The organism is Pseudarthrobacter sp. B4EP4b (assembly GCF_006680095.1).
Taxonomy (GTDB): domain Bacteria; phylum Actinomycetota; class Actinomycetes; order Actinomycetales; family Micrococcaceae; genus Arthrobacter.
Genome location: NZ_VHIJ01000007.1, coordinates 1 through 15,135 on the forward strand (window position 1 = coordinate 1; position 15,135 = coordinate 15,135).

At 65.5% G+C, this 15,135-nt stretch carries 16 protein-coding genes; 11 read left to right on the top strand and 5 right to left on the bottom strand.

Annotated elements, in window-relative coordinates; all coding sequences use genetic code 11:
• Nucleotides 1-170 precede the first annotated feature (170 nt).
• The 9 genes from FNL14_RS02645 (at nucleotide 171) to FNL14_RS02685 (ending at nucleotide 8,731) form a co-directional block, all read left to right on the top strand.
• Nucleotides 171-1,031 carry a glycosyltransferase family 2 protein gene (locus FNL14_RS02645; RefSeq protein ID WP_255470681.1) on the top strand — a complete coding sequence of 287 codons (861 nt, stop codon included), beginning with the start codon at nucleotides 171-173 and terminating at the stop codon, nucleotides 1,029-1,031.
• Between the two features lies 1 nt (nucleotide 1,032).
• On the top strand, nucleotides 1,033-2,028 hold the full coding sequence (locus FNL14_RS02650; protein WP_142057450.1) for a glycosyltransferase family 2 protein: 996 nt from the start codon (nucleotides 1,033-1,035) through the stop codon (nucleotides 2,026-2,028).
• 140 nt (nucleotides 2,029-2,168) lie between these two features.
• On the top strand, nucleotides 2,169-3,260 hold the full coding sequence (locus tag FNL14_RS02655; RefSeq protein WP_091417390.1) for a hypothetical protein: 1,092 nt from the start codon (nucleotides 2,169-2,171) through the stop codon (nucleotides 3,258-3,260).
• A gap of 13 nt (nucleotides 3,261-3,273) precedes the next feature.
• Entirely contained in the window at nucleotides 3,274-4,086 is an 813-nt protein-coding gene (locus tag FNL14_RS02660; RefSeq protein WP_142057452.1) for a glycosyltransferase, read from the top strand.
• Nucleotides 4,083-5,366: a lipopolysaccharide biosynthesis protein gene (locus tag FNL14_RS02665; protein ID WP_091417395.1), complete on the top strand. Its 1,284-nt coding sequence runs from the start codon at nucleotides 4,083-4,085 to the stop codon at nucleotides 5,364-5,366. Before FNL14_RS02660 ends, FNL14_RS02665 begins: the two co-directional genes overlap by 4 nt.
• Nucleotides 5,363-7,141, top strand: coding sequence for a glycosyltransferase (locus FNL14_RS02670; protein WP_142057454.1), 1,779 nt, complete (start codon nucleotides 5,363-5,365; stop codon nucleotides 7,139-7,141). Before FNL14_RS02665 ends, FNL14_RS02670 begins: the two co-directional genes overlap by 4 nt.
• A complete protein-coding gene (locus FNL14_RS02675; protein WP_142057456.1) occupies nucleotides 7,138-7,482 on the top strand; it encodes a hypothetical protein in 345 nt (114 codons plus the stop codon). The genes FNL14_RS02670 and FNL14_RS02675 overlap by 4 nt, the downstream gene beginning before the upstream one ends.
• Nucleotides 7,479-7,682 carry a hypothetical protein gene (locus FNL14_RS02680; RefSeq protein WP_091417400.1) on the top strand — a complete coding sequence of 68 codons (204 nt, stop codon included), beginning with the start codon at nucleotides 7,479-7,481 and terminating at the stop codon, nucleotides 7,680-7,682. The genes FNL14_RS02675 and FNL14_RS02680 overlap by 4 nt, the downstream gene beginning before the upstream one ends.
• On the top strand, nucleotides 7,679-8,731 hold the full coding sequence (locus FNL14_RS02685) for a hypothetical protein (protein ID WP_142057458.1): 1,053 nt from the start codon (nucleotides 7,679-7,681) through the stop codon (nucleotides 8,729-8,731). The genes FNL14_RS02680 and FNL14_RS02685 overlap by 4 nt, the downstream gene beginning before the upstream one ends.
• 47 nt (nucleotides 8,732-8,778) lie before the next feature.
• On the opposite strand, the gene FNL14_RS02690 is transcribed toward FNL14_RS02685, so the two are convergent.
• The 4 genes from FNL14_RS02690 to FNL14_RS02705 form a co-directional block, all read right to left on the bottom strand.
• Nucleotides 8,779-9,663 (bottom strand): glycoside hydrolase family 16 protein, encoded by an 885-nt coding sequence (locus tag FNL14_RS02690; RefSeq protein ID WP_255470682.1) that lies wholly within the window; start codon nucleotides 9,661-9,663, stop codon nucleotides 8,779-8,781.
• Nucleotides 9,664-9,852: 189 nt separating this feature from the next.
• Complete coding sequence (locus FNL14_RS02695; RefSeq protein WP_091417406.1) at nucleotides 9,853-10,239, bottom strand: DUF1622 domain-containing protein; 387 nt, start codon at nucleotides 10,237-10,239, stop codon at nucleotides 9,853-9,855.
• Nucleotides 10,240-10,361: 122 nt separating this feature from the next.
• Nucleotides 10,362-11,222 carry an SDR family oxidoreductase gene (locus FNL14_RS02700; RefSeq protein WP_142057460.1) on the bottom strand — a complete coding sequence of 287 codons (861 nt, stop codon included), beginning with the start codon at nucleotides 11,220-11,222 and terminating at the stop codon, nucleotides 10,362-10,364.
• A 3-nt stretch (nucleotides 11,223-11,225) separates the two neighbouring features.
• Nucleotides 11,226-12,146 carry an MSMEG_6728 family protein gene (locus FNL14_RS02705; RefSeq protein WP_142057462.1) on the bottom strand — a complete coding sequence of 307 codons (921 nt, stop codon included), beginning with the start codon at nucleotides 12,144-12,146 and terminating at the stop codon, nucleotides 11,226-11,228.
• A 155-nt stretch (nucleotides 12,147-12,301) separates the two neighbouring features.
• Between FNL14_RS02705 and FNL14_RS02710 the strand changes: the two genes are divergently transcribed.
• The gene (locus tag FNL14_RS02710) at nucleotides 12,302-12,892 is read left to right on the top strand and encodes a hypothetical protein (RefSeq protein WP_091417414.1); all 591 of its coding nucleotides are present in this window, start codon (nucleotides 12,302-12,304) and stop codon (nucleotides 12,890-12,892) included.
• A gap of 162 nt (nucleotides 12,893-13,054) precedes the next feature.
• On the opposite strand, the gene FNL14_RS02715 is transcribed toward FNL14_RS02710, so the two are convergent.
• Nucleotides 13,055-13,711 carry a transglycosylase family protein gene (locus FNL14_RS02715; RefSeq protein ID WP_142057464.1) on the bottom strand — a complete coding sequence of 219 codons (657 nt, stop codon included), beginning with the start codon at nucleotides 13,709-13,711 and terminating at the stop codon, nucleotides 13,055-13,057.
• A 288-nt stretch (nucleotides 13,712-13,999) separates the two neighbouring features.
• Here FNL14_RS02715 and FNL14_RS02720 point away from each other — a divergent pair, with 288 nt between their 5' ends.
• Entirely contained in the window at nucleotides 14,000-15,061 is a 1,062-nt protein-coding gene (locus FNL14_RS02720) for an adenosine deaminase (RefSeq protein WP_142057466.1), read from the top strand.
• Nucleotides 15,062-15,135 lie beyond the last annotated feature (74 nt).

The following is a 15,135-nucleotide window of genomic DNA, read 5'->3' on the forward strand; positions in this document are numbered from 1 at the left end:
GCCCCTTCGCCCCTAGCCCCCTGAACAGGGAAATTCCCTACGTAGGAAAGGTTCTAAAAGCAAGTACACACTACTGATGTTTAGGTAGTCCGGCCTCCCATACGCTCAGTTCACGAATTAGTAGTCCGGGCCGTCAATCGGCCAAAGTACTCTACACACGCCATGAAGTGGTGAGGCATTTGTCTATTTCCATTCAGCCCCCAATTTCCTTCTCCAAGCTGGCGGCAGTGCCGGAGAGGGCCTCCATCAGCGTCGTGATCCCAACGCTGAACGAGGCCCAAAACATTCCTTGGGTTCTCCGGCGGATGCCCCTCTACGTCGACGAGGTGGTGATTGTTGACGGCCGTTCCACAGACAACACTGTTGGAGTGGCGCGGGCGGTCCGCAACGACATCGTGGTGGTGGACGAGCAGCGTAAGGGCAAGGGAGTCGCCCTGCGCTCCGGGTTTGCTGCAGCAACAGGCGACATCATCGTCATGCTGGACGCTGATGGAAGCATGGATCCCCAGGAAATCGGCTGGTTTGTTTCCCCGCTCCAGCACAACTTCGACTTCGTCAAAGGTTCCCGCCACGTTACCGGAGGAGGGTCCGAAGACCTGACGCGGCTGCGCCGTTACGGAAACCGTGCGCTGACCGGGCTGGCCAACGCCGTCCTGCACAGCAACTACTCGGACCTTTGCTACGGCTACATCGCTTTCCGGCGGGAGTGCCTGGAAGTCCTGCAGCTGGAATCCGACGGTTTTGAAATTGAGACGGAACTGATCGTCAGGGCTGCGAAGGCCGGCCTGCGGATTGCCGAAGTCCCCAGCCTGGAGCTGGACCGCATCTCCGGGGCATCAAACCTCCAGACATTCCGGGACGGCTGGCGGGTGCTCAAGACCATGGCCCATGAGTGCCTCCTGTGGGAGGCTCCCACAGCCGGCGCCCGTCCCGAGGCACTGCGCCGGGTGAAGTACGCCTACGCCAACGTGAGCTTCCCGCGAACTCCCACCGATCCGACCAGCGTTCTTCCCGTCATAAGCGTGGCATGACATGACGTACCTACCCTTCCCGAGCGTCAGCGTGATCGTCTGCGCCTACACCACCGAACGCTGGAGTTGGCTGCTGGATGTCATCGAATCCCTCCGCGTGCAGACCTGGGCCCCTAAGGAGGTCCTGGTGGTGGTTGACCACAACGATGAACTCTACGAGCGTTTGGCTGCCACTGTGGATGACGTCACCGTCGTGAAAAACACCGGCCCGCGGGGACTCTCCGGAGCCCGCAACACCGGCGTGGGACTGGCGGACTCGGACGTTGTGGCTTTCCTCGACGATGATGCAATAGCCACACCGGACTGGCTTGAACGGCTCATGGCGCTCTATGACGATCCTGAGGTGCTCGGAGTGGGCGGCCGGGTGGAACCCCTCTGGGAGGCCGGGCGGCCCGGCTACTTCGGCGAAGAGCTCGACTGGATCGTCGGCTGCAGCCACCGGGGCCTGCCACGTGTGGCATCCGAAGTCAGGAACGTGATCGGTGCCAACATGTCGTTCCGGCTTGACGTCATTCGGACCGTGGGCGGTTTCAACCACTCGTTGGGCCGGCAGGGTTCCACTCCCTTGGGCTGCGAGGAAACCGAGATCTGCATCCGGTCGACGATGGGTGCCCCCGGATGCCGCATCGTTTACGAGCCGGCAGCGCTGGTACGCCACCATGTGCCCGCAAACAGGGGAACCGTGCGTTACATGCTTTCGCGGTCCTGGTCGGAGGGCATTTCGAAAGCCCAGGTCAGCCACGTCGTCGGGCACAAGCGGGCCCTCGGCCCCGAGCGCCGGTACGTGCGCAGCATCCTGCCCCGGGCAGTCTTCTCGGCGATGTATGACTGGACCCGCGGTGATCCTGCCGGACTCGGGCGGGCAGCCGCCTACGTCGCCGTCGTGGGGTGTACGGCGGCCGGCTACCTCCGCGGACGCCAGCTGGCGCACGTGCCTGGACGCCCCTTGAGCCAACCGGTACTGGCCGGCGTCAGCCCGTGGCGGGAAGTCAAGTGACCGCGGTCTCTGTGCACCATCCGGTCGCCACTGGTCCACCAACCACGCGCCGCAATGACACCGCGGACACCGTCCGCCCGGGCGACACGACCTATCCCAGCACAACGATCCAAGCGACACCATTTAGTTAGGGGACGACTATGCGCACCAGAGAGACTAAGGCATTGAATTTCGACATCCACGGCCGGCTCACCATCCGGGTGGATGCACAGGCGCCGGCAGCACACCAGCTCCGGACCATGCTGGCGTGTTTCGCCACGGACACCGAACGGCCGGCCGACATCGTGGTCGACGACAGGCCGGAACCAATGCCGGATGCGGGCCTGCTCGAGCACGAGCTGGCGTACACGGACACCAGCGTGCGCTTCAACGCAGATCGGGTCCAGGTGGTCAGGGACGCCGACCAGTGGCGCGTCCACGGATCGGGCGAGCTGTTGACCTCCGTGGTTCCCGTGCTCGATGCGGCCATGATCGCCCGGGGCGCTGCCATGATCCATGCTGCAACAATGGCCTACCGGGGCCACGCGATCGCGCTTCCCGCGGCCGGAGGGACCGGTAAGACGAGCACCGCCGCCAAGCTGATGCGGCGCGAGGGCTGGTCCTTCATGGGTGATGACTGGGCCTTCCTCGCCGAGGATGCCACCCTGCTCGGCTACGCGAAGCCGATGTTCATCAAGCCGCACCACCGGAACATCTACCCGCACTTGTTCGAAGGCGTCCGCAAGCCCCTCGTCCCCCCACGGTTCTCCCAGAGCGTAGGCCGCCTCACCACTGTGGTCCATCCATACGTCATCCGTTATCCGCGGCTCGCCGACTTCTCCCGCCGGTGGTCGCCGGAGCACCGCATGGTTGACGCGGCCACTGCGTTCCCAGGGCGTGAAGTGACCACCACGGCCCCGCTCGCCGCCGCCATCTACGTTGAGCGCTTTGAGGGTACCAAGACCCGGATTCTCGAGCGGACCACCGATTGGATGGTGGACCGTATGATCGGCAACTTCCACATCGAGATGGCCGGCTTCTCGCAGCAGGTTGTCACCGGCCTGGCGGCCACGTCGGTCGTCCCGTGGCGCGAGCACTTCGCGGCGAAGGGGCTCGTACTGAACAAGGCGCTCGACGGACGTCCCTGCCACCTGCTGCAGGTGCCTTCCGCGTACTCCGCGGACGAGGCATCGGACGACATCGTCCGGCACCTTGAGGAACTGCTGCCATCGGTCCTGGACGACCAGGCCTGAGGGGTGGGACACCATGAGCCACAGTCCTGCCGACGTAACCGCCGTCGTTCCGGCCCGCAACGCTGAACACCTGCTGCCGGGCTGCCTGGAGGCCCTTCGCCAACAAGGCGTTGCTGAGATCATTGTGGTGGACGGATTGTCCACCGACCGCACCGTCGAGCTCGCGCTCGCTGCCGGTGCCAGGGTCCTCAGTGACGAGGGCCGCGGCCTGCCGTGGGCCCGGACACTCGGTGTGCGGAGCAGCAATACCCCCTGGGTCCTGCTTGTTGATGCCGACGTTGTGTTCGGCCCCAGGGGAGTGGCTGACCTGCTGACAGAGCTGGTGGAAGATGGTCACGATGCCCTCCAGGCCGGCCTGGAAAGTGTTGCCGGCCCGGGCTACTGGGGGCAGGCGCTGGCACATCACCACCGCACCGGCCGCAGCCGCAACTGGTTCGGACTCGTGGCGACGATCGTCAACCGGGACCTGATGCTGGGCCTGGGCTTTGACGACTCGTTCAAGTCGGGGGAGGACATCGAACTGCGTTGGCGGATGCGGCAGTCCGGGCTGCGAACGGCGGTGTCACGCCGCGTCTTCGTCGAACATCGATTCGCCGCAGACGACTTCGACTTCGCCCTCGACCAGTTCCTCATGGATGGAACCGGACTGGGACGGATGATCCGCAAACACGGCTGGCGTGGCGCAAGGTTGGCGCTGCTGCCTGCCGCCGCGGCGGTCCGGGGCAGCGCCTTGAGCCTCGCCGCGGGCCAGCCCCGCTGGCTTCGCTACTACATCGCCTTCTGCTGGTACAACTACACGGGTTTGGTCAAGGGTTTCGCATCGTGACTACAGTGAGGGGGAAATCCGCCGTGGACGGCCCGCCCGTCCGGCACTCCGCACTGCGCAGCTCAATAGGCCTCATCATTGCCAAAGGTGCCCAGACCGGCTCGGGTTTCGCTTTCTGGGTGGTGGCCGCGCATGCGGCCTCCACCCGTGAGGTCGGGCTCACCACGGCCGCCGTCTCGGCAGTTTTGATCTGCGCGCAGCTCGCGGTGCTGGGCGCCGGGTCGGCCGTGATCGTCTCGGTGGGGCGGGGGGAACCGCCCGCTCGGGTGCTGGACGCGGCGTTCGCCATCGTCGGGGTAGCCAGCACGGTGCTGGCCCTCGGGTACCTCATCCTGCAGCTGACCGCAGCCCCGGACACGGCCTCGACATCGGTTCTCTTCTGGCTGATGTTCCTCGTAGCCGCCGTCACCGGAACAATGGGCACCGTGCTGGACCAGGCGCTTGTGGCACTGGGCCGCGGCGCCAGCGCGACCTTGAGGTACACGATGGGTGGCGGTGTTTCACTCGCGGCCGCAGCACTCGTGGCCTTGCTGGCGCGCCCCGCAGCGTCAGACCTGCTGATGGCCTGCTGGACCCTCGGAACCGCCGTGACATGCATCGTGGGCGTGATCCAGTTGCGACGACTTGTGGGCTACCGGCTGCGGCCATCCTTGCACCCGGCACGCGGCCGTCCGCTGCTGATGCTGGGTATCCCGAACCAGCTCCTCACCCTCACCGAGCGTGCCCCCGGTCTGGTGCTGCCGCTCCTGCTGGCGCATATGGTGTCGCCAGAGGCCGCTGCTTACTGGTACCCCGCCTGGATGATGGCGTGGGCAGCCTATACCGCTCCGATGCTGATGGGCATCGTTCAGTTCTCCGAGGGGGTCCGGGAACCTGGCCGCCTGGTGTCCACCACGTGGGCAACTCTCCGGTGGTCGCTCGCCATCGGAGGCCTGGGTGCCCTAGTCCTCATCGTCTTCGCCCGCCCCCTGCTCCATCTGCTGGGGGACCGGTACGCCGACGCGTCAGCCGGCGCCCTGCGGTGGTTGGCGGCCGGCGTGGTGGCCTACGCGGTACTGCAGGCCTATAACGCGGTGTGCCGGGCCCGGGGCCATTATGCGGAGGCCATCACGGTGGGCGTGGTGCTCGCCGCGGCCCTCTGCATCTCAGCATTGTCGGCCGCCGGAAGCGGCCCCAGCGCCATGGCCCTTACCTGGCTGGTGGTGCTCTCCGTCGGAGCCCTGGCGGTCGGCCTTCGGCTGATCGCAGTCCTCCGGCGCGTCAAACAGGAGGTACGATGACCAGCACGCTTGATACGCCCAGCCGCATGGACCTGCGCTGGAAGCCGCGTGACCTGTGGTGTGCCCTCGCCGGCGCGGTTTCGCTGGCGCTTGTGGTGTGGGCCGCTTCCACCGTGGCACTGCCCGTGACCAGCGACCTTGGGCTCGTCGCCGCCCTGCCCTTCCCCTTCTGGGCCGGCGTCCTGATTCTTAATGCCGCCTTCTTCGTGGCGCTGCGGGGGGACACCGAGGGCCCGGCGAGCCGCCCGGTAATGATATGGCTCGTCGCGGTGCTCGTGCTCGTGCTCTTCGGGACCGCAGCCTTCGTGACAGACGTACCGCGCGGGGAGGTCGCGTTCCGGCATCTCGGCATCGCCAACGCACTCTCGGGCATGCAACAGATCGATCCGAACATCGACGCGTACTTCAACTGGCCCGGTTTCTTCGCCCTGCTGGCAACGGTCCTCGGGGCAACGGGGCTCGACCCGGTGACCCTTGCCCTGTGGGCTCCAGTGCTCAACGTGAGTCTATGGCTCGTTGCCATCGCGGTGCTCACCGGCTACCTGACCCGGGATCCGCGACGGCGTTGGTTGGTGCTCTGGCTCTTCTGCCTCGGCAACTGGCAGGACCAGGACTACCTGTCGCCTCAAGCCTTCGGTTTCTTCCTGTACCTCGTTGTGCTTGCGATGGTTCTCGGTCCGCTCGCGGCGAAGCCCGCCACGTTCCACGGCTTCCGGCCCGCTGGCCTGGGGCAATGGTGGCGGGAACGGACGCCGGCCGAGCCCCGGACCGGATTCCGGCTGGCCGCCCTCGTGGTGACCCTCCTGCTCATTCCGGTCATCACCGCCAGCCATCAGCTCACGCCGTTCATGTTGCTCCTCGTGATCACCGTCCTCACCCTGAGCGGGCGGGTATGGCCGGGCCGGCTTCCCCTGATCGCCGGCCTTGTGCTGGTCCTTTGGCTCCTCTATCCAGCGAGTACGTACCTGGCCGGGCACCCGCTCCTGGAGAACTCAGGGCTGCAAATAGCGGCCGAGGCCAACGTCGTGGACCGCGTGAACGGGACAGCCGGGCACCTGCTCGTGGTGCAGCTCCGGGTGGGCCTCACCGTCCTGCTGTGGGCGCTCGCCGCCCTTGGCGCAGTGCTCGAATGGCGCAAGCGGCGCCTCGACCTCCGGATAGTCCTCCTCGCCGCCACACCGCTGCTGCTCTTCCCCGCACAGGCGTACGGCGGTGAAATGCTCATCCGTGTCTCGCTGTTCGCATTGCCCTTCGTAGCCCTCCTGGCGTCATCGGTGCTGCTGCCGGGAGACGGCAGCGTCCGACCGTCCGCCCGCGCCGTGGGTGCTCTTGTGCTCACCTGTTTCCTGCTGGCCGTGCTGACCGTGACCGGCCGGTTCGGAAACGCACAGTATGACGTCTTCACCCGCAGTGAGATTGACGCAGTGGCCGCCGCGGAGCAGTTGGCGCCCCCCGGCTCCTCGGTCATCTCGGCTGCCCACCCGACGCCGTGGCGCAGCCAGTCCTACCTCGAACACCGTTACCGGACCATGGATGATCTGTGCCGGGAGGACCTATCGCCTCAGACATGCGGTCCCATCGTCTACAACTACGCACGGCACAACCCCGGCGGCGCCCACTTGATCTTTATGCGCTCCACGGAGGCAAGCGTCGTCCTCCAGGGCGACAACAGCCCGGGCGAATTCACCGAACTCGAGGAGTGGATCAGTATGCAGAATGGCGTGCAACTGGCATTCAGCAACACCGACGCGCGCGTCTACCGGGTGGCGCCATGAGTGCCATGATTATAGCCAAGCGGCCCACCATCATACTCGGCCTCGCCGCCGTCGTACTGGCGCTCCTCACGCTTGTGGGGCTGCCGACACCACTGCAAACGGTCGCCGCGGTAGCGGTCCTTATCCTGCTGCCGGGGCGGGCACTGGCCCAGCTGACGCCGGTTACCGACCTGGCGCTCGGAACGCTGCTCGTCCTGGCGCTTGGCCTGGCCACGCTCACCGCGGTGTCTACAGCGATGTTCTACCTTGCCGTGTGGTCCTGGCAGGCGTGCGTCATCTCGATGGGTGTCATCACCATCCTTGCGTGCATTGCACGCGCACGGCAGGAGGCTGCGTCATGATTGAACTGGCAGGACTGGTGGTGGCTGCTGCCCTGCTCGCCACCCTTGTCACCCTCGAGGTCCGGCACGCCGGACCGGACCCGCTGCAAACCCCCCGCCCGAGGTTCCTCGGGCGGGCAGTGAGCCAGGCGGCCGTCGCCGTCATGTGGCTGGTATGCCTGTTCCTCTTCCTGCCACGCCTGCTGGAACTACTGACGTGAACCGCTCGGCGCGGTGGTGGCTCCTCAGCGACCTCCACCTCGGCGTGGGGGACGAGGACCCCAGGCGTCCCGGCAAAGTGCTGCCCGATTTCCTCCGCCGCGAGGTGCTCCAGGCGTCAGGTCCGCAGCAGCACATCGTTTTCGTCGGTGACACCTTCGAATTGGCAGGGCTCACCGAAGACGAGAGCCTGGCCCGCCTTGAATCCATCCTGGCGCGCCACCCTGAGATTCAGGACGCGCTGGAAGGGTGCGCGGCGCGCGGCGTTCAACTGCACTTCGTGTGCGGGAACCACGACGTGGAGCTGGCCCGGCCCTCGGTGGCCGCCCGGCTGTCATCGCTGCTGTCACCCGTCGAACCCGCCCAGGTCCGGGTGCACCCATGGTTCCTGCACGTACCCCGTGTCCTCTTGGCCGAGCACGGGCACCAGCACCATGCGCTGCACCGTATCCCCGAGCTGCTGCGGACCGCGGTCAGCGGTACCGACGAACTGGACCTGCCACCGCTGGCCGCCTGGCACGCCCGGCCATCGAACTCGCGCCTCAGCCGTGCCGGGGCCGTTGCCCGGGCCTTCCTGGCATCCGAACGGGCAGAACGGCGCGTCCAACAGCTCGCCTACGGCGAGCTGTTGGAGGCTGAAGCCCTTCGGCTGGAGCTCGGCGGGGCCGCCGTTCGGGATCTCGCACGCCTGTCCCGCTTCCGGACGATGTCGGTGCTCCCGCGCACCGCCACCCGCATGGTCCTCGCTGCAGCCGGCCGCAGCATCGCCAGCGAGGAAGCTCCTGCTGCTGCCGGCCAGGTGGCACGCACCCTTGAGACGCATGGATCAGCAGTGGCCTGGTACGTCTCGGGCCACACCCACCGGGCCCTTGAGGCTACGCTCGAGGGCGGCGCCACCCGGTACGTCAACACCGGTACATGGTGTTCGGATGTCCGCGGCCGCGGACCTGACCAGTCGGACCGCCGGACTTTTCCGTATGCTGTGGTCGACGTCGGCCTGGACGGCGCCACCGGCGGCGGGCTGCAGTATTGGCGTCCGGATGCCGGCTAAGTCCGGTTCACTTCCGCCCCATGCAGGCGGGCTGCGGCCCGTGCGTCCTAGCCCTTCTCCCAGATAGCAACCCAGTCAACGTACAGATGGCCGCTGGTTTCAGGGGCCGGGCATACCGGCAGGCACGATTCAGTCTGCAGGATGTAGTGCATGGGCGTGTCAGGAGTCGATGTCGCGCTGATGCCGATTGACCTGCCATCAAGAAAAAACTCAACCCGTCCGGGGTTCCACTCGATGGTGGCAGTGTGCCAGGAGCTGAATGTTGCCGTGGTGTGGAACATGTCAATGTGCTCGCCCTCAGCGCTGCCGGTAGCGTGCATGGCAGCGAAAATCGATGACGCTAAATCTCCTTCGGGGAAGTCGATCTCGCCATCCTCCGGCCACTGCTTGCTGTCGGGCCAGAGCAACCAGGCTGTTTTGTATCCCGGCAGTGGATCGGCCTTAAACCGTACAGAGTAGCGTCCGTAGAGTTGGCTGTTGTAGGGGCGCCCGCTGGTCTCACTGAACTTGGGCGACGGCGCTGCGCCCATTGAAGTGCCGTTTTCGGAGTGCAGATACATGTCCAGGACGCCGTCTTTGACGCTGAGGACGTTGGACGGGAAATACCCGGACTTCGCCTCATTCAGCTGGGCCGCTGTATCCGGCGTGCCGTCAGCATAATTTTCGCTCCACTTCGCGCCGTACTTCCCGCCTGGGAATTCGCCGACAGGGACATTTCCATTGACAAAATCCTCGGCAAAGACCTGCTTCCAACCGGGCAGGTTTCCGATAGGCATGGCTTCTCCGCTGGGCGGATTGGCTGCCAGAGCGGGAGAACCAGGGGCCTCTCCCGCTCTGGTGCTTTGGACCGGTGATGCATCGGAAACGAAACTCAGCGAGCCATAGGCCAGAACCGACAACACGACCGTCAGCACGACGGGGCGTACCTGCATGCGACGCCGGGATTTCTCCGCGCCGTCAGCCCGTGCAGGGGCCGCTTCGATGGTTCTGGTTCCGATCATTGCATTCAAGTGCCTCTGTGGGCCGGCGGCAAGATACAGGCACTGTACCGCAGTCATTACGGGGCGGGATATGCGCCCCGGTAAGTGCGCGCTGCTCTCTCCGCGCCACTCCAGGAGTTTCTAACCTGCCGTTGCCTCCGCAGGGTCACCTGACTGCTTCTGCCACGGCCAGCGCCCGGTGATTTCAAGCTCGAGGGAAAAACTGAGGAATGTCCTGATCAGCACAATGATTGCCAGGACTCCCACGGTCTCGAAGGTGGGCGTGACGGCAACAGTGCGGATGATGTCGGCGGCAACCAACAGCTCAAGCCCCAGCAGAATGGATCTGCCCAAGAGTTGGCGGTATAAGCGGTAGAAGCTCAGTTTCCCGGTGCCGGCGGGAAGCCTTCGCGGCTGATGGCCCCGAAGCGCCAGAGGGATGGACACCAGGGCGCCGATCACCATCACAGCTACGCCCGCGAAATCGACAACCTGCCCGGCAGCCTCAATAACTTCCCGAAAATCCATGTTCCCGCCTCACCCCGCCGAACGCATGTCCGGACTCCTGCACCAACACCGGCGCGGAACTCCCGCGCAGCCAGCCTAAACGCCGGGCCGCTGTCCGCGCCGGAACCCGGCCGCAGCGGAAGCTATGGGTGGCGCACGCCGTTCCCGGCCAGGATGTCCCTGTAGCCATCCCTGAAGGACGGAAAAGCGAAACCAAAGCCAGTGCCGCGAAGGAGGCTGTTGCTGCAGCGCTTGTTTCCAGCGCGGGCAGGTCCGGCGTCACCCACGGGCGGCTCTGCGAGGCCCAGTTCGGAGGCGAGGAACCGCAGCACAGCGCCGAGATCGGCCGGGTCGTCATCCACACCAACATAGACGGGAGCCGGTTCAGCAGTCATGGTGGCCAGATGGACAATCGCTGCGGCTGCGTCATCACGGTGGATGCGGTTGGTGTACCGGATGTCCTGGGGGACGACGGCGGCACCGCTGCGCACCTGGTCGATCAGCCTGGTCCGGCCCGGCCCGTAAATGCCGCCCAGCCGCAGGGATACAGCGGCGGTTGATGTTCCGGCGAGCCGCTCCCGGAGAAGTTCCTCAGCCTCTACAAGGATCCGGCCGGAGAATCCGCCAGGAGCCGGCGGTGTTCCCTCGTCCACCCAGCCTCCGCCTGCATCGCCGTAAACCGCCGTGGACGAGACAAAAAGCACCCTGCCCGGCGTCACGCCGTCGCGCGCTAATGCGTCCAGGACGTTGCCGACTCCCTGCACGTACGCGGCCCGGTAGGCCGCTTCCGTTGGTGAATCTGCGGCTACGGAAATGACGACGGCGGCAGTGTCCGCCGGGACGGGCGGAAGGCTGGGCGCGCTCAAGTCAGCGGCAACACCGTCGATGGCGGCTGGCAGTTTCGAGGGGGAGCGGCGCCATCCCACCACGCGATGACCCAGGGCAGCGAACCGCAGGCCCGCTTCGGTGCCCAGGTCGCCGCACCCGGCAAGGAGGATCGTCATACGCTACGGTGCCTCAACCGGGAAGAATACGCGGGGATCCTGCAGGAGCGCCGGGTAGGTGAAGGCTGAGCGGTCGATGATCTCGGTCACCGTGAAGTTCCTGCCGAAGCGTCCGTCCTCCAGTGTGATGGGCCTGCCCACCACCTGTCCCACGGCAAACTTGTGGCCGTGTTCGAAGGGGACAGCGACCGGCGTTTTCCCGGGAAGCGTGGAGAAGGCCTCCTCCTGCGCCAGGCGCTTGCGGGTGGGCTTCTTCTGCTGCGGCTTGGGCGGCGCCTTTCGCGGCTGCTTGGACGGGCGGCGGGAGCCGTCGTCGATGTAGACAGGGGAGTAGCCGTCATCCGGCTCTTCCACGGCAGCCGCGGCAGCGGGAAAACCATGCACCGGGGGAAGCGCCACCGTGTCCAGGGCCTGGGGGTCGACGTCGTGATGCGGGGACCGGAGGATCCACAGAATGTCCCCCTCGGGTTCCTGCGGCAGGAACTCGTGCTTCGGCTCCGGCCAGAGGTAGTCCATGTCCGGGACCGCATCCTCAAATACGGAGGTGTAGAACTTGGGTTCCTTGCGCACCAGCTTGGAGCGGTGGCTGAGGTGGAAATCGGGGTCCCCGAGCCAGGGCGGCATCGGAATCTTCGCGGCGTAGTCCGGGTGGGCTGCCTGCGGCGCGAACTCGGTGATGTTCTCCCGCGTCTTATCCGGGTGCCCGCGCTTGGTCCATTCGTCCACCATCGCCAGCCCGTACATGGTAAGGGCAGGCACATACCCCATCCACATCCGGATTGCCGGGTGGGTCTGCCAGCCGTATCCGGGAATGACCAGGGCGCGCAATGTCTGGAGCGCTTCGACGCGCTGTTTGCCGAGCCGGGCGGTATCCAGGGCGGCGGCGCTCTGCCGGAAATCGGGGTACGGGAGGAAGGTTTGCATCCCTTCAGTCTGACGGCAGCCTGCGGATGTGCCAATTGCAGTGCCGGGCGCCACACGCAGAACGCCGAAGTGTTCACATAGTGGACCTATGCATACAGCGCGGAGTCAAAACCACTAAGATCTCCGCAACACCCCACCATTTTGGAAGCCCACTCATGACATCAACACCTGAAAAAACCGCCGGAATCCCCCACTCCTTCGCGCCCCGCTACGGGCAGATGCTGAGTCCGGAAGCTAAGGGCATCCTGGTCCTTGACGAATTTACCCTAGACCCCGAGATTGCGCGGAAGGACCAGCACCGTTTCCGCGACGGCATCGCCGCCGTCGCCCGGACGGTCCGCCGTATCGCAGCCCTTCGGGTGATCATCGCGATCGTGGCCATCGGCAATCTTCCGCTGTTCCTGCTCTCCAGCGGGTGGTGGATTTACGGCGTTTCCCTCGCTCTCGTGGTCGCTGTGCACACCGCCGTGACGCTGTTGAACCGGCACGAGCCGCGCCTTAAGCAGCAGTCGGCGCTGGAGCTGCACATGCACCGGGAGAAGAGCGCCAATTACCGCAAGGTCCGCGACGCCGTGAAGTACATGATCGACACCCCCAGCCGCATGAACGAGCACCTCTACCTGGAGCTCCTGGCGGTCAAGCGGGTTGCCCTCAACCTGGCCCACGGCACCGTTGCCCTGCTGGACACCAGCGACGAGTCCGCCTGGAAGGTGCGGATCGTCCGCGAAATTCCTGCCCGCAGCTAGGGCTTCTGCCTTCCGCGGCACTTAAAAGTACGACGCCGGCGCGCCCCTTCTGGGGGCACGCCGGCGTCGTTTTTGGTCAACGGAATTTGTCTATCGCCGACCTGTTTTGGGAGACCGTACCGGCCTCACTCACTACCGCGCCGTCAATCAGGCGGCAGCGGTTCATGCGGGAAGCTGGATGACCTGTCCCTCGAAGACGAGGTTCGGATCGGAAATGGTGTCCAGGTTGGCGTCGGCAAGCTGCTGCCAGCCGCCGTTGATGCCCAGCTTCCCGGCCACGATGCTCAAGGTGTCGCCAGCCTGCAGGGTGTACGTCTCGCCGCTCAGGGCAACTGCTTTCACGTGCTTGGCAGCCGGAGCCGTGGCAGGGGCCACTTGGACGGGTGCGGCCTGCACCGGTGCGGCCTGGACGGGTGCCGCCTGAACTGGAACGCTCTGCACCGGCGCGCTCTGCTGAACCGGGCCGGTAGCTCCGCCGCTCAGGCCAAGCTGTGCTGCGCAGGAGGGCCAGGCTCCCCAGCCCTGTGCAGCCTGGACCTGCTCGGCCACGGCAATCTGCTGCTCACGGCTGGCGTCTGCGGCCGAACCACTGCCGCCGTAGGCTGCCCAGGTGCTCGGGGTGAACTGGAGGCCGCCGCTGAAGCCGTTGCCGGTGTTGATGGCCCAGTTGCCGCCGCTCTCGCACTGTGCCAGTGCGTCCCAGGTAGAAGTGCTGGTAGCGGCGTTTGCCGCGGTTGCCGAAAGTGCGAGACCTGCGGCCGAAATGGCGGCCACGGTGGCTCCACGGCGTGCGGCAGTACGGAATCTGGTGTTGTTCATGATGGTTATGCTCCTGAAGGCCACCGGCGCTGGTTCCGTCCCCGGAGATCATCGCGCCACTGCCCGCCCCTGACGAATAGAGGTCAATTTCGGTGGCTGCCTGCTGGGCAGTTCTGGTGGAGGCAGCACCTGGCATTCATGTCGCCCGCTGGCCGGGCATGTGTTTCACGCTAGGACATACCAGGTGCGTTATCAAACTGAGATCTTGTCTGGGCAAAGGCTGGTGGTTTCCTGAATGGACTTTCCACCAGCGAGGCGTGAACCCGGCGGGGGCACTATCCTGACCGGATGGATAACTTTGCGGGCGGTAGTGCCGTGGCCGAAACCGAACCCGAAACAGCTGAACCGGACGTCTCTGCCAGGCCCCTGCCCGTGGCCGAACTGCACCTTCATATCGAGGGGACACTCCAGCCGGAACTTATTTTTGCGCTTGCAGAACGGAACGGCATCAGCTTGCCGTACTCGGGACTGGATGAGCTGCGGGCGCGCTATGAGTTCACCGACCTGCAGTCCTTCCTGGACCTGTACTACGCCAACATGGCCGTGCTGCAGACAGAGCAGGATTTTGCCGACATGACCCGCGCGTACCTGGAGCGCGCCGCCGCTGCCGGGGTGCGGCATGCCGAAATCATGATGGACCCGCAGGCGCACACTTCCCGCGGCATCCCGCTGGAAACCTGCGTCAACGGCGTCGCCTCCGTCCTGGCCACTTCGCAGGAAGAGTTCGGGATCTCCACCCTGCTGATCGCAGCCTTCATGCGGGATCTTTCCGAAGCATCTGCGCTTGAAGTGTTCGACGGCCTCCTGGCGATGAACGCACCCATCGGTGCGGTGGGACTGGACTCGGCGGAGGTGGGCAATCCGCCGTCGAAATTCGAGCGGCTCTATGCCAAAGCCCGCGAAGCGGGCCTGCGGCTCACCGCGCACGCGGGCGAGGAGGGGCCGCCGTCGTACATTCTGGAAGCCCTGGACATCCTGGGCGTGGAGCGGATCGACCACGGCATTCGCTGCATGGAAGATCCTGACTTGGTGGAGCGGCTCGTTGACGCGCGCATCCCGCTGACGGTCTGCCCGCTATCGAATGTCCGGCTGCGTGCGGTGGACACCCTGGCGGACCACCCGCTGCCCGCCATGCTCGCCGCGGGCCTGAACGTCTCCGTCAATTCGGATGATCCCGCCTACTTCGGCGGCTATGTGGACGACAACTTCAGCCAGTTGGACGCGGTATTCGAACTCTCCGATTTCGACAAAGCCCGGCTTGCCGCCAACTCCATCCATTCGTCCTTTGCAACCGAGGAACGGAAGTCAGAGTTGCTGGCTGAACTGAACGGTCTCGAAGCGCCGCAGTGACGCCAGCTGTGTGCCAGGCAACAACCGCGCCAACTTGCCGCTAAACTTGGTGCCGCAGGCGTGTCCGGAGGGGT